Genomic DNA, 13,805 nt, shown 5'->3' with positions numbered 1-13,805 from the left:
GAGCTAAAAAACTACGCTAAGGCTCCATATACAACACCCAAATAAGAAAAAAGACTAGCCAAATCCCTTGGGGCACAAGGGGTTAGCTGGTCTTTGTCTATTTTTAGGTGATAAAGTCGGGATTTTAACACGGAAAGTCTTTTTTGGGCAAAAAATTAAAAAAGAACTGAACTTTTCGCTTGCTTTTTTTCCAAAAAGCTGTATACTAAGAAGGTATGCGATTCGCATACTTGTGGGAGGTAAAAAACTTATCTTACCGCCAAAACCACAAAGGAGGATTTAAAAAATGGCTAAAAAAGTCGAAAATATTGTTAAATTGCAAATCCCTGCCGGTAAAGCAACACCAGCTCCACCAGTTGGTCCAGCGCTTGGTCAAGCAGGTATTAACATCATGGGATTCACCAAAGAGTTTAACGCTCGTACAGCTGATCAAGCTGGTATGATCATCCCTGTTGTTATCTCTGTTTATGAAGATAAATCATTTACATTCGTAACAAAAACACCTCCAGCTGCTGTTCTTCTTAAGAAAGCTGCAGGAGTTGAAAAAGGTTCTGGTACTCCAAACACTGAAAAAGTAGCAACTGTTACACGTGCTCAAGTACAAGAAATCGCTGAAACTAAAATGCCAGATTTGAACGCAGCGTCTGTTGAAGCAGCAATGCGTATGATTGAAGGTACTGCTCGTTCTATGGGATTCACTGTTGTTGACTAATCAATAACACCCAAAACCCGCAAGACTTCATCAGTTCGATGAGTGACGTGGGAGATGAAAATCGATTGAACCACTAAACAAGGAGAATAGAAAATGGCTAAAAAAAGCAAACAACTACGTGCTGCTCTTGAAAAAATCGACAGCACAAAAGCATACAGCGTAGAAGAAGCTGTAGCACTTGCGAAAGAAACAAACTTTGCAAAATTTGATGCAACTGTAGAAGTTGCTTACAACTTGAACATCGACGTTAAAAAAGCGGATCAACAAATCCGTGGTGCGATGGTTCTTCCAAACGGTACTGGTAAAACTCAACGCGTCTTGGTATTTGCGCGTGGAGCAAAAGCTGAAGAAGCAAAAGCTGCTGGTGCTGACTTTGTAGGTGAAGAAGACCTTGTTGAAAAAATCAACGGTGGTTGGTTAGATTTCGACGTGGTTGTTGCAACACCTGACATGATGGCTCTTGTTGGACGTCTTGGACGTGTCCTTGGACCACGTAACTTGATGCCAAACCCTAAAACTGGTACTGTAACAATGGATGTTGCAAAAGCAGTTGAAGAGTCTAAAGGTGGAAAAATCACTTACCGTGCAGACCGCGCTGGTAACGTTCAAGCAATCATCGGTAAAGTATCCTTTGATGCTGATAAATTGGTTGAAAACTTCAAAGCTTTCCATGACGTAGTGGTTAAAGCGAAACCAGCTACAGCTAAAGGTACTTACATGACAAACGTAACCATCACAACTACACAAGGTGTTGGTATCAAAGTAGACCCATCTTCTTTCTAAGAAGGGGATAAAAAGAGGCTAGAAGGAAAGTTCTAGTCTCTTTTTTGGTATAATGATGAGAGGATCGAGAAAGGTGGATCTATATGAAGAAAATTTTAGTAGTAGATGATGAAAAACCCATCTCCGATATTATAAAATTTAACATGACCAAGGAAGGCTATGAGGTTGTGACGGCCTTTGATGGTCAAGCAGCCTTGGAAGTTTTTGAAGCGGAACAGCCGGATATTGTGATTTTGGATTTGATGTTGCCGGAGATTGATGGCTTGGAAGTAGCCAAGACCATTCGCCGGACCAGCAATATTCCGATTATCATGCTATCGGCAAAAGATTCCGAGTTTGATAAGGTGATTGGCCTCGAAATTGGAGCAGATGACTATGTGACCAAACCTTTTTCCAATCGTGAATTACTAGCTCGGGTTAAGGCGGTTCTGCGCCGGACCGAGTTGATGGCCGATGCCCAAGAAGAAGAGGCCGGCAAACCTAGTGAATTGGTGATTCGCGATTTACGGATTTTCCCGGAAGCCTTTGTGGCTCACAAACGGGACCAGGAGTTAGAACTAACCCACCGTGAGTTTGAATTGCTCTTACACCTGGCGTCTCATGTGGGGCAGGTGATGACCCGGGAACATCTCTTGGAGACAGTCTGGGGCTATGACTATTTTGGGGATGTTCGAACTGTCGATGTAACCATCCGCCGCCTGCGGGAGAAGATCGAAGATAATCCAAGTCGTCCGGAATACATTCTCACGCGCCGAGGTGTCGGCTACTATATCCGCCATGATCATTAAGATTCGCGATTTTCTCTTTACCAGCGATATTATTTTTGGCCTGATTGTTGTTTCTTTTATCATTGTTGTGGCGCTTTTGGCTTATGAAAATCGAAAAGACAGCCAAAAAATTCGCAAATTAAATGAGAAAATAGAAGAACTGATTGCCGGTCAGTATAATCGCTTGGAGCTGGACTCGCAAAGTCCAGATATTCGGGAGCTCATCACATCCGTCAATGATTTGTCGGATGTGATTCGTCTGACCCAGGAAAATTTGGAGCAGGAGACGACGCGTCTATCCAGTGTCCTATCCTATATGACGGATGGGGTTCTAGCGACCAATCGACGGGGGGATATTACCCTGATTAATGACATGGCCTGCCGGATGTTGGGGGGCAGTGAAGAAGCTGCCCTGGGGCAACCGATCTTACAGTTATTAAAAATTGAGGATCGCTATGACCTACGCCAACTGATTGTCGAAACTCCAGTGGATACCATTGATAGCCAGGATGCCAATGGTGAGTACCTCAGTCTCAGGGTTCGTTTTGCCCTGGTCAGACGTGAAAGTGGCTTTGTTTCGGGCTTGGTTGCAGTCTTACATGATACAACCGAGCAGGAGAAGGAGGAACGGGAGCGCCGTTTGTTTGTGTCCAATGTCAGCCACGAATTGCGGACCCCCTTGACCAGTGTTAAATCCTATTTGGAGGCTTTGGAAGACGGGGCTTTGACCGAACCGGTAGCACCTGATTTTATCCATGTATCTCTAACGGAGACCAACCGGATGATGCGGATGATTACCGACCTCTTGAGCTTGTCACGGATTGATAATGAGGCCAGTGATTTGGAAGTTGAGTTGATTAACTTCACCGCCTTTATGACCCATATCCTGAATCGTTTTGACAAAATCCGTAGCCAAGAGGAAAGCAAACACTATGAGATTGTGCGGCAATACCCGATTTCGCCAATTTGGATTGAGATTGATACGGATAAGATGAATCAGGTTCTGGACAATATCCTCAACAATGCCATCAAGTACTCACCAGATGGTGGTAAAATTACTGTCTCCATGCAAACCACCGATTCCCAATTGATTATTGTGATTGCAGACCAGGGCTTGGGGATTCCTCAGAAAGACCTGCCGAAAATTTTCGACCGTTTTTACCGAGTGGACAAGGCCCGTAGCCGGGCTCAGGGTGGCACCGGTCTCGGTCTCGCCATTGCTAAGGAAATTGTCAAACAGCACCAGGGCTTTATCTGGGCCAAGAGTGAGTATGGCAAGGGATCTAGTTTTACCATTGTTTTACCATATGAAAAATCCCTCTCCGAAACAGGAGATTGGGATGACCAAACAGGAGCGGATGTAGAAAGTGACGGATAAAGGATTTCAGTATAGTATTTTAGCCTCGGGATCGAGTGGCAATTCATTTTATGTTGAAAGTGAAAAGAAGCGGATTTTAGTCGATGCGGGCTTATCTGGTAAAAAAATCGAAAGTCTCTTAGCCGAAATCGACCGTAGTGCCAAGGACCTAGATGCGATTTTTGTCACCCATGAACATAAGGACCATATCCACGGGGTCGGTGTTTTGGCCCGGAAATACAATCTGGACATCTATGCCAACCAAGAGACCTGGGATGCCATGGAAGGCCACCTCGGAAAAATTACCACCGACCAGAAACATGTCTTTGAAATGGGCAAAACCCTGACCTTTGGTGATCTGGACATTGAAAGTTACGGGGTCAGCCATGATGCGGCGGCTCCGCAATTTTACCGCTTTATGAAGGACCAGAAAAGCTTTGTTATGTTGACAGACACCGGCTATGTCAGTGACCGTTTAGCAGGAGTGATTGAAAATGCCGATGCCTACCTGATTGAAAGCAATCATGACATTGAAATTCTCCGCAGCGGCCGTTATCCCTGGTCCTTGAAGCAACGGATTTTGTCAGATAAGGGCCATTTGTCCAATGAAGATGGGGCAGAAACCATGATTCGCACCCTGGGCAACCAGACTAAAAAAATCTATCTAGGCCACCTCAGTAAGGAAAACAACATTAAAGAGCTGGCCCACATGACCATGGTCAACAATCTAGCTCAAGCTGATTTGGCTGTTGGACACGATTTCCAAGTCTTGGATACGTCGCCTGACCAGGCCAGTCCCTTGACTTGGATTTAAGTGCCTTGTAGACTAACTAGAAAAAAGAGGAGAAGCAATGCGTTTTGAAGAGATTTTGCCTGGCTTACGGGCTAAGAAAAAATATGTGCGTCAGGGATGGGGTGGTGCAGAGAATTTTGTCCAACTCTTTGACCACTTGGAAGTTGAAGGCCAAATGTTAGAGGTAACTCCCTACTTCCTGATCCATGTGTCTGGTCAAGGGGAGGGCTATTCTATGTGGAGCCCAACGCCCTGTGATGTCTTGGCTGAGGATTGGGTAGAAGTGGATGCCTAGGAAGGTCTTGATTACAGGCGTTTCCTCGGGCATCGGTTTAGCCCAAGCCCGGGCTTTTTTGGAGCTGGGCGATCAGGTCTATGGCCTTGATCAAAAGCCAGCTCCAGACTTACCGGGGGATTTCCACTTTCTCCAGGTGGATTTAACGCAAGATCTAGAAGCCGTCTTCTCCTGGGTCGATCAGGTTGATGTCCTGTTACTGACAGCTGGCATCCTTGATGGCTACACTCCCTTGCTAGAAATGTCTCGCGAGCTGTGGGATCGGGTCTATGAAACCAATGTCCGCGTACCGATGGAAATGAGTCGTTTCTATTTAAACAAAATGGTGCCGGCAGGGGCAGGGGTCATTATCACTATGTGTTCCATTGCAAGTCACATAGCTGGGGGTGGAGGAGCCGCTTATACCAGCTCTAAACATGCACTCATGGGTCTCACCAAGCAGCTGGCCCTTGATTATGCAGGAAATGGCGTTCAGATTTTTGGAATTGCTCCAGGCGCCGTCCAGACCGGAATGACCCAGGCCGACTTTGAACCTGGAGGTTTGGCGGAGTGGGTGGCCCAGGAGACCCCGATCCAGCGTTGGACCCAGCCAGAGGAAGTGGCGGATTTGACCGTTTTTCTGGCCAGTGGTAAGATGGCCTCCATGCAAGGAGCGATTGTGACCATTGATGGTGGTTGGACTCTTAAATAGGAAGAAAAAGGCGTAGGCTAAGGAAGGAATATCTTCTGCTTACTCCTTTTTTCTATTTAGGGGAAAAGTGCTATAATAGGGGATGAGTATGACAAGAAATAGAGGAATGAATATGTCAAATTATGCCATTATTTTAGCAGCTGGAAAAGGCACGCGGATGAAATCGGACTTGCCCAAAGTCCTTCATAAGGTTTCGGGAATTTCCATGTTGGAGCATGTTTTCCGCAGTGTGTCGGCCTTGAATCCGGCTCAGACGGTGACCATTGTTGGTCATCAGTCGGAAATGGTGGAAGAAGTCTTGGCGGGGCAGACTCATTTTGCCTTGCAAAAAGAGCAATTAGGAACTGGTCATGCTGTGCGTATGGCTGAGGAAGTTTTGGGAAATTTGGAAGGCCAAACCCTGGTTATTGCTGGTGACACACCGTTGATTACCGGTGAAAGCCTCAAGTCGCTCGTGGACTTCCATATCAACCATAAGAATGTGGCGACAATCCTAACGGCCGAAGCGGATAACCCCTTTGGTTATGGACGCGTGGTCCGGAATGCAGATGGTGAGGTGCTAAAGATTGTTGAGCAGAAGGATGCCAGTGATTTTGAGCAACAAATTAAGGAAATCAATACCGGGACCTACGTCTTTGATAACCGCCGCCTCTTTGAAGCCCTCAAAGAAATCACAACCGACAATGCCCAAGGGGAATATTACCTGACCGATGTCATCGGCATCTTCCGCCAGGCTGGTGAGAAGGTTGGGGCTTATATGCTGCGGAATTTTGAGGAAAGTTTAGGGGTCAATGACCGCTACGCCCTATCCATTGCTGAAAATGTCATGCGCAACCGCATCAACAAGGGCCATATGTTAAATGGTGTGACCTTCCAGAACCCTGCAACAACCAGCATTGACATTGATGTTGAAATTGCGGGCGATGTTGAACTCGAAGGGCAAGTCACCCTGCGTGGGAAAACCAAGCTGGAGACGGGTGTTTATGTCAGTGCAGGCTCCTACCTGCAAGACAGTCATGTCGGTGCCAACAGTCGGATTACCCATTCCATGATTGAGGAATCAACTATTGGCCAGAATGTGACCGTTGGTCCTTATGCTCACATTCGGCCAGACTCTAGTTTGGCTGATGAGGTCCATGTAGGGAACTTTGTTGAGGTTAAGGGTTCTTGTCTAGGGGCCGGGACCAAGGCTGGCCATTTAACCTATATCGGTAATAGTGAGGTTGGTCAAAACGTCAATTTTGGTGCTGGAACCATCACCGTTAACTATGATGGCCAGGCTAAGTATGGCACAACCATTGGGGATGGTGTCTTTGTTGGCTCCAATTCAACCCTAGTGGCTCCACTGACGATTGGCGATCATGCCTTGTTGGCGGCAGGATCAACGATTACCAGTGACGTGCCGGAGGATGGCTTGGCCCTTGGTCGGTCTCGGCAGGTCAATAAGGATGGTTATGCGGTGCGCTTCCCGCACCATCCAGCTCAAAAAGAGAACTAGTCTCTTGTATTTTAATGCAGCTGGGTCATGGCAGTAGATTGGAGGATCATAAGATGAATTTTGAAGAAAAAACCTTGAGTCGTCAGGAAATTTTTCAGGGACGTGTTTTTCAGGTAGCGGTCGATGAAGTCGAGCTACCGGATGGCAAGGGTGTCTCCACACGGGAGTTGGTCTTCCATAATGGGGCTGTTTGTGTGCTGCCGATTACTGAGGACAACAAGATTCTCCTGGTCAAGCAATTCCGTAAGGCGATTGAAGCTACTAGTTTGGAGATTCCGGCCGGGAAATTGGAAGTTGGGGAACACGCAGATCCCAAAGCCGCAGCCATGCGGGAATTGGAAGAAGAAATTGGCTATAGGGCTGATTTGGAGCTGCTGTATGATTTTTACACAGCCATCGGTTTTTGTAATGAAAAAGTGAAGCTCTATCTGGCTCGGAATTTAGAAAAGGTTGCCAATTCCCGTCCCCAGGATGAGGATGAGACCTTGGCCCTTTATGAGCTGGATTTGGAGCAGGCTCTCGCTGCTATTGAGGCAGGTGAGATTTGCGATGCCAAAACGATTATGGCGATTCAGTACTGGCAATTGCTGGAATCGGGGACAGTCTCATGACAAAGCGACCGTCCTTTGACTCGGATAGCTATGAGGAAACAGAAGCACTAGACTTGGATCTGTTATATAAGATTGACCGCCTGGAGGTTGAGCCGGAAGTCCGGAAAAGCCGTCAGGTGGAGAATCAAAAACGGGCGCGTTTCCAACATACCCTGAATAAGATTCTTTTCTGGTTGCTGTTGTTGTTGGTAATCCTGCTGATTTTTGTGTTTGTATTGTAGGAAAGTGAGAGAATGAAGATTGGAATTATTGCGGCGATGCCGCAGGAATTGGCTAGCCTTTTAGAGCAGTTGGAAAATGCTCAGAAACATCTACGGCTGCGCCAGGTGTACCATACCGGTCATATCGGTCGTCACGAGGTTGTCTTAGTGGAAAGTGGAATCGGGAAGGTCATGTCAGCCATGACCGTTGCGATTTTAGCCCAAGATTTTAAGGTGGATGCGGTGATCAATACGGGTTCAGCTGGGGCAGTGGCAACTGGCCTCAAGGTGGGCGATGTCGTGGTTGCGGACCGTTTAGCCTACCACGATGTGGATGTGACAGCCTTTGGTTATGCTTACGGCCAGATGGCTCAACAGCCACTCTTCTTTGAAACTAGTAAGTATTTTCAAAGTGTTTTCAAAGAGGTCTTGGAGGAGCAAGGCTTTGCGTCGCACCTGGGGCTGATTGCTACAGGGGATTCCTTTATTGCTTCAGCCGACCGTTTGCAGCACATCAAGGCTCACTTCCCAGATGTTCTGGCTGTTGAAATGGAGGGGGCTGCCATTGCCCAGGCTGCCCATGCCATTAACCTACCCGTCATGGTGGTACGGGCTATGAGTGATACCGCTGAACAGGATGGAGCTCTTTCCTTTGATGAATTTATCGTGGAAGCTGGCCGGAAATCAGCCCAGGTCCTCATCGCCTTTTTACAGAAATTAGTCTAGGAAGTCTCTAGGCTAGCTGACATGAGTCTAAAATTAAGAAAGCGAATAAGGGAGTGGGACAGAACTAAATTTGAAAAAATTTAGTTTATTCGCTTTCTAATTTCTTGGCTCAGGTTGAAAAGGTTCCCCGAACCTTTTCAATCCCACCCCCGCAAGGCTGATTAGGCTCTCTTCCGAGCTTGAAAAGCGAATGATTGGAGTTTGCTTCGCAAACAAGATTTGGTACTCTCTAACAGCATACAATGCTGTTAGACCCAATCAGCTACTGCGTCAAAGGCATTTTGTTATCCAAAGTCAAAGAGGCTAGACTTTTGTCTCAGCCTCTCTGTCCCACTCCCCTCTTTTTTGAAGAATAGGAAAAGTATGAGTATATTAGAAGTTAAGCGTTTGAGTCATGGTTTCGGAGATCGGGCCATTTTTGAGGATGTTTCCTTTCGTCTGTTAAAGGGGGAACATATTGGTTTGGTGGGTGCCAATGGTGAAGGTAAGTCCACCTTTATGAGTATTGTGACCGGGCAATTGCAGCCGGATGAGGGTCAGATAAGCTGGTCCAAGTATGTCAAGGCGGGTTACCTGGACCAGCATGCGGTTTTGGAGGCTGGTATGACCGTGCGTGATGTGCTGCGGACAGCCTTTGATGATTTGTTTAAAACCGAGGCGCGGATCCAAGAAATCTACATGGAGATGGCAGAAGCTACGGACTATGAGGTCTTGATGGAAGAGGTTGGCGAGTTGCAGGATCGTTTGGATAGCCGCGATTTCTATAGCCTTGATGCCAAGATTGATGAAGTGGCGCGTGCCCTTGGGGTCAGCGATTTTGGGATGGACTCAGATGTCACCGAGCTTAGTGGAGGCCAGCGGACCAAGGTGCTCTTGGCCAAGCTGCTTCTGGAGAAGCCAGACATTCTCCTCTTGGACGAACCTACCAACTACCTGGACGCCGAGCACATCGATTGGCTCAAACGTTACCTCTTAGAGTATGAAAATGCCTTTATTTTAATTTCCCATGATATTCCCTTCCTTAATGACGTGATTAATTTGGTTTATCATGTTGAAAATCAAGATTTGGTGCGCTACAGCGGGAATTATGAGCAGTTCCAGGAAGTCTATGCCATGAAGAAGGCTCAATTGGAAGCGGCCTATGAACGCCAGCAGAAGGAGATTGCCGACCTCAAAGACTTTGTTAACCGCAACAAGGCCCGGGTAGCGACGCGCAACATGGCGATGAGCCGGCAGAAGAAGCTGGATAAGATGGACCTAATTGAACTCCAAGCGGAGAAGCCTAAACCCCAGTTTGACTTCAAGGTAGCACGGACACCGGGGCGCTTTATTATCCAAGCCCAAGGTCTGGAAATTGGCTATGACCGCAAACTGGCCGGGCCGCTGGATTTGACCTTCGAACGCAACCAGAAAATTGCCATTGTTGGTGCCAACGGAATCGGGAAAACGACCCTCCTCAAAAGTCTTCTAGGTGTCATTCCTGCTCTGGGAGGTCAGGTTGAAGAAGGAGAGTTCCTAGAGTTGGGTTACTTTGAGCAAGAAGTCCCTGGAGGCAACCGCCAAACACCTCTGGAAGCTGTCTGGGATGCCTTTCCAGCCCTCAACCAGGCCGAAGTCCGCGCAGCCCTAGCCCGCTGTGGCCTAACCACCAAGCACATCGAAAGTCAAATTCAGGTACTGAGTGGAGGTGAGCAGGCCAAGGTCCGCCTCTGCCTGCTCATGAACCGCGAAACCAATGTCCTCGTCCTGGACGAGCCTACCAACCACTTGGATGTGGATGCCAAAGAGGAACTCAAACGAGCCCTCCAAGCCTACAAGGGCAGCATCCTTATGGTCTGCCACGAACCAGACTTCTACCAGGGCTGGGTCGATCAAGTGTGGGACTTCAATGAATTGATTTAGGAGCCTCTATGACAGACAAACTTATCCAAGATATCCTGAAATTCCGCGATGACCGTGGCTGGGGCCAAGCCCACAGCCCCCGTAACCTGGCCAGCTCGATCATCATCGAAGCTGCAGAGCTACTGGAAAATTGTCAATGGGGTGAAAAAGGTCTGGGAGACCTTTTTCACCCGAGCCTTGAAATCTAAAAGCGAGGCAGAAGCCTTGGATCCGATCAATGTCCAGGAAGAAATTGCCGATGTCCTCATCTACACCTTACTACTTACTGACCGCCTGGGCTTGGATGTGGAAACCATCATCCAAGACAAACTCAAGAAAAACGCCTTGAAATATCCACTACCGTCAGAAAAGTTGAAATAAAGACTGAAAACCCAATCGAAGCTTTGGAGAGAGGAGCGTGATTGGGTTTTTATACTCTTTGAAAATCAAAACTATTCGTTGTCAACTCGCTTTGCCGTACGTCTAGTACTGTCTGCAGCTCGTTTCCTAGACTATTTTTGATTTTCTTTGAGTATTAAATCTCTTTACAGGGATGAAACTATCGGGGCAAGGGACGACTAAGGTCATTATCCTTCCGCAAATACCCTAACTATCCTTCCGTTAAGAACCCTATCCTTCCGAACTCTGCTATAATGGTTTTAGGAAATTAATAATTTTTTAGAAGGTGAGGTGTTTTATGTATATCTCCGTTAAGAGGGCAGCTGATTCTTGGGGAATTTCTGATCGTCGTGTGCGTGATTTGTGTAGCCAGGGGAAGGTGGAGGGCGCTGTTCGTGAAGGACGTTCGTGGAAGATTCCGCAAGATGCGCCTAAACCGGTTGATGGTCGCTATAAAAAGGCGGAGAGTCTGGTGGCTTTAATTGATCAAAAGATGACTAAACTTGCCTCCCTTCGCCCCTTAACCCAAGGAGAGGTTGAGCGCTTAAATGAGGAGTTTATGGTGGAGTTTACCTATAACTCCAATGCGATTGAGGGGAACACTCTGACGCTTCGTGAGACGGATTTGGTCCTACGTGGCTTGACCATTGATCAGAAACCTCTAAAGGATCATCTCGAAGCAATTGGACACAAGGAGGCTTTTGAATATGTGCAAACCTTGGTGGCAGCAGGAACTCTCTTGACGGAACAGGTTGTAAAAGATATTCATTATTTGGTTCTATCGGATAAAAAGGATGATCGAGGTGTTTATCGCAAGGTACCTGTTCGTATCGTAGGGGCTGTCAACGAACCTGCTCAACCCTTTATGATTCGCCCCTTGATGGAGCAATTGTTGAAAGACTATGAAGATAGCCAGGAGAACATGGTGACTAAAATGGCTCGTTTTCATATTCTTTTTGAAAGTATCCATCCTTTTATTGATGGTAATGGGCGTACGGGGCGCCTTTTGGTGAATTTAGAGTTGATGAAGGCGGGTTACCCTCCCATTGATATTAAATTTTCAGATCGCTTGACCTACTACCGAGCTTTCGAGGACTATCATACCAAAGGAAGTTTATCAGCGATGGAGGATTTGTTTGCTCGCTATTTAAATGAGAGATTGGATATGTATTTGTCAATCCTTTCTTTTGAGGATGTAGACAAAGATTGGTATGAAGCATAAACAGGCCGTCGTAGAAAGCTTGTGAGCTGAAAACTAAGACTTGTCACCAGTGGGAGGTATTCCCTTTGCTTAAGAAAGTTGAACGCTTGATTTCGGAAATTAACCGAATTCATCAAGAATATTCCATGGATTATTTTGAAACAGGAAAGGTTCAAAAGGTAAATTTAGAACACACCTTTGCCAAGGTTCCGACGCAGGCTATTTTGGACTATCGACTAAATTTACACGAGTCGATTAATGATTATCTGATGAAGGCTGATCTTCAAGATATTGCTTATGTCTACCGTGTGAAAACTTCTGAAAGTATTTTGGATAAAATTGATCGTTTTTCCGAAAGAACAGCAGGTTATCCTGTCAATTCCATCTTAAATGATATTTTTGGAGCACGGGTGATTTTACAGTCAGAAGAACTGGCGCAGGTGATAGAAAAGTTGGATGCTTGGAAGGAGGGATTTTGTTTAAAAAATTGGTATCTCCGCGATAAGGATGGTTACCTTGGTGTTTATGTTTATTTTAAAAATGAAAGTAATTTTTACTATCCTTGGGAGCTCCAAATCTGGGATGCTAAAGATGTGGATGGGAATATCCAGAGTCACAGACTCTATAAACGGAATTTCGTCAACCATCAGTCCTAGTGCAAAAAGGCCAGCCTCTTTCGATAAGAAGGCTGGTCTTTTGCGCTTTCAAACGTGGTCAGCTTATTAAGGAAGTGACTTCCCAGCGACCAGGTAAATTTCATACCACTCTTTGCGGCTGAGAGTGATAGTTGTGGCTTGGGCAGCTTCCAGGATGCGTTGGGGTTGGGTAGTGCCAATGATGGCTTGCATCTTAGCAGGGTAGCGCAGGACCCAAGCGATGGCAATGGCTGCAGGGGTGGTTTGGTAGTTTTGTGCTAGGCGGGTGAGAACTTGATTGAGTTTTTCAAATTGGGGGTTGCCCAAGAAGACTCCTTGGAAATAGCCGTATTGGAGAACCGACCAGGCTTGGATGACCATGTCTTTTGCACGGGCGTATTCAAAGATTCCGGTTGGACCAGAGCTGGCCAGGGACTCTTCCATGTTGACGTGAAAGCCAGCGTCAAATTCGGGCGTGAAGGCGGCGCTGAGTTGGAGCTGGTTGATGGTCAGGGGTTGGTTGAGGTCCTTTTGGAGGAGGTCGATCATGTGGGGGTTGTGATTGGAGACTCCGAAATGGCGGACCTTGCCGGTTTCCTCGAGTGAATCGAAGGCTTCTGCGATTTCCTCAGGTTCCATGAGGGCATCAGGGCGGTGGAGGAGCAGGCTATCGAGTTGTTCGATGTGGAGGCGTTTGAGGATGCCGTCGACGGACTTGAGAATATGCTCCTTGGAGAAATCAAAGTAGGTAAATTCCTCGATGCGGATGCCGCATTTGGATTGGATCCACATCTGCTCGCGTAGGTCGGGTCTATTTTTGAGGACTTGTCCGAGAATTTCTTCTGAGCGCCCGCCTCCGTAGATATCTGCGAGGTCAAAGGTGTTGATGCCTGCTGCCAAGGCGGTCTCGACTAATTCTTCCACCTCTCGGGGTGAGAGGTTTTTAATCCGCATCAGACCTAGGACGATACTGGATAGTTTGGTTTTTTCTGAGTTGAGTTCAATCGTTTTCATGTGTGGATTCCTTTCAAAATAATACTACTTCCATTTTAAAATTGACTACGCAAACTAGTTTGGCTCCCCACTAGGCAGCGAGACGCAGGCATAACTCAAGTTAGGCAAGTCGAAGCTAATACTCATTCAAATTCAAAATCTGAAAAAATCCATTCTCTATGGACAATAGATTTAAGGTCAGACCAATGCAAACTTTGAATCACTTCTTGTAGTTTATCAATCACGTCCTCAAGTGTTTTAAA

The 13,805-nt window shown here is 46.6% G+C and carries 17 protein-coding genes; 16 read left to right on the top strand and 1 reads right to left on the bottom strand.

Annotation, left to right across the window (positions count from 1 at the left end; all coding sequences use genetic code 11):
• Positions 1 to 286 precede the first annotated feature (286 nt).
• From rplK to HZY94_RS02240, 16 genes are all read left to right on the top strand, one after another.
• Positions 287 to 712, top strand: a complete 426-nt coding sequence (gene rplK, locus HZY94_RS02310) for a 50S ribosomal protein L11 (RefSeq protein WP_160333093.1) — start codon at positions 287 to 289, stop codon at positions 710 to 712.
• 93 nt (positions 713 to 805) lie between these two features.
• Positions 806 to 1,495 (top strand): 50S ribosomal protein L1, encoded by a 690-nt coding sequence (gene rplA, locus HZY94_RS02305; RefSeq protein WP_160333092.1) that lies wholly within the window; start codon positions 806 to 808, stop codon positions 1,493 to 1,495.
• 83 nt (positions 1,496 to 1,578) lie between these two features.
• Positions 1,579 to 2,283 carry a response regulator YycF gene (gene yycF, locus HZY94_RS02300; RefSeq protein ID WP_179924857.1) on the top strand — a complete coding sequence of 235 codons (705 nt, stop codon included), beginning with the start codon at positions 1,579 to 1,581 and terminating at the stop codon, positions 2,281 to 2,283.
• Positions 2,273 to 3,640, top strand: a complete 1,368-nt coding sequence (gene vicK / locus HZY94_RS02295; RefSeq protein ID WP_179924856.1) for a cell wall metabolism sensor histidine kinase VicK — start codon at positions 2,273 to 2,275, stop codon at positions 3,638 to 3,640. Before yycF ends, vicK begins: the two co-directional genes overlap by 11 nt.
• Positions 3,630 to 4,433 carry an MBL fold metallo-hydrolase gene (locus tag HZY94_RS02290; RefSeq protein WP_179923387.1) on the top strand — a complete coding sequence of 268 codons (804 nt, stop codon included), beginning with the start codon at positions 3,630 to 3,632 and terminating at the stop codon, positions 4,431 to 4,433. The genes vicK and HZY94_RS02290 overlap by 11 nt, the downstream gene beginning before the upstream one ends.
• 37 nt (positions 4,434 to 4,470) lie before the next feature.
• The gene (locus HZY94_RS02285) at positions 4,471 to 4,707 is read left to right on the top strand and encodes a DUF2829 domain-containing protein (RefSeq protein WP_179924855.1); all 237 of its coding nucleotides are present in this window, start codon (positions 4,471 to 4,473) and stop codon (positions 4,705 to 4,707) included.
• On the top strand, positions 4,700 to 5,398 hold the full coding sequence (locus HZY94_RS02280; RefSeq protein WP_179924854.1) for a 3-oxoacyl-ACP reductase: 699 nt from the start codon (positions 4,700 to 4,702) through the stop codon (positions 5,396 to 5,398). Before HZY94_RS02285 ends, HZY94_RS02280 begins: the two co-directional genes overlap by 8 nt.
• A 112-nt stretch (positions 5,399 to 5,510) precedes the next feature.
• Entirely contained in the window at positions 5,511 to 6,896 is a 1,386-nt protein-coding gene (gene glmU / locus HZY94_RS02275; RefSeq protein ID WP_179924858.1) for a bifunctional UDP-N-acetylglucosamine diphosphorylase/glucosamine-1-phosphate N-acetyltransferase GlmU, read from the top strand.
• A gap of 53 nt (positions 6,897 to 6,949) precedes the next feature.
• Positions 6,950 to 7,507, top strand: a complete 558-nt coding sequence (locus HZY94_RS02270; protein WP_179924853.1) for an NUDIX hydrolase — start codon at positions 6,950 to 6,952, stop codon at positions 7,505 to 7,507.
• Positions 7,504 to 7,728, top strand: coding sequence for a cell wall synthase accessory phosphoprotein MacP (gene macP, locus HZY94_RS02265; RefSeq protein WP_179924852.1), 225 nt, complete (start codon positions 7,504 to 7,506; stop codon positions 7,726 to 7,728). The genes HZY94_RS02270 and macP overlap by 4 nt, the downstream gene beginning before the upstream one ends.
• Before the next feature lie 12 nt (positions 7,729 to 7,740).
• Entirely contained in the window at positions 7,741 to 8,433 is a 693-nt protein-coding gene (locus HZY94_RS02260; protein WP_179924851.1) for a 5'-methylthioadenosine/adenosylhomocysteine nucleosidase, read from the top strand.
• A 363-nt stretch (positions 8,434 to 8,796) separates the two neighbouring features.
• A complete protein-coding gene (locus HZY94_RS02255) occupies positions 8,797 to 10,335 on the top strand; it encodes an ABC-F family ATP-binding cassette domain-containing protein (RefSeq protein ID WP_179924850.1) in 1,539 nt (512 codons plus the stop codon).
• A gap of 8 nt (positions 10,336 to 10,343) precedes the next feature.
• Entirely contained in the window at positions 10,344 to 10,523 is a 180-nt protein-coding gene (locus HZY94_RS10730) for a hypothetical protein (RefSeq protein WP_373683176.1), read from the top strand.
• Positions 10,513 to 10,695, top strand: a complete 183-nt coding sequence (locus tag HZY94_RS10725; protein WP_373683175.1) for a MazG-like family protein — start codon at positions 10,513 to 10,515, stop codon at positions 10,693 to 10,695. The genes HZY94_RS10730 and HZY94_RS10725 overlap by 11 nt, the downstream gene beginning before the upstream one ends.
• 316 nt (positions 10,696 to 11,011) lie before the next feature.
• Positions 11,012 to 11,935 carry a Fic family protein gene (locus HZY94_RS02245; protein WP_179924849.1) on the top strand — a complete coding sequence of 308 codons (924 nt, stop codon included), beginning with the start codon at positions 11,012 to 11,014 and terminating at the stop codon, positions 11,933 to 11,935.
• 65 nt (positions 11,936 to 12,000) lie between these two features.
• Positions 12,001 to 12,570: a GTP pyrophosphokinase gene (locus HZY94_RS02240; protein WP_179924848.1), complete on the top strand. Its 570-nt coding sequence runs from the start codon at positions 12,001 to 12,003 to the stop codon at positions 12,568 to 12,570.
• 66 nt (positions 12,571 to 12,636) lie between these two features.
• Here the strand turns inward: HZY94_RS02240 and HZY94_RS02235 are convergent, their stop codons facing one another.
• A complete protein-coding gene (locus HZY94_RS02235) occupies positions 12,637 to 13,563 on the bottom strand; it encodes an aldo/keto reductase (RefSeq protein WP_179924847.1) in 927 nt (308 codons plus the stop codon).
• Positions 13,564 to 13,805: the final 242 nt, after the last annotated feature.

The organism is Streptococcus danieliae (genome assembly GCF_013415245.1).
Taxonomy (GTDB): Bacteria; Bacillota; Bacilli; order Lactobacillales; family Streptococcaceae; genus Streptococcus; species Streptococcus danieliae_A.
Note: the sequence above shows the minus strand (reverse complement) of the source record. Positions and strands in the feature narration are given on the sequence as shown.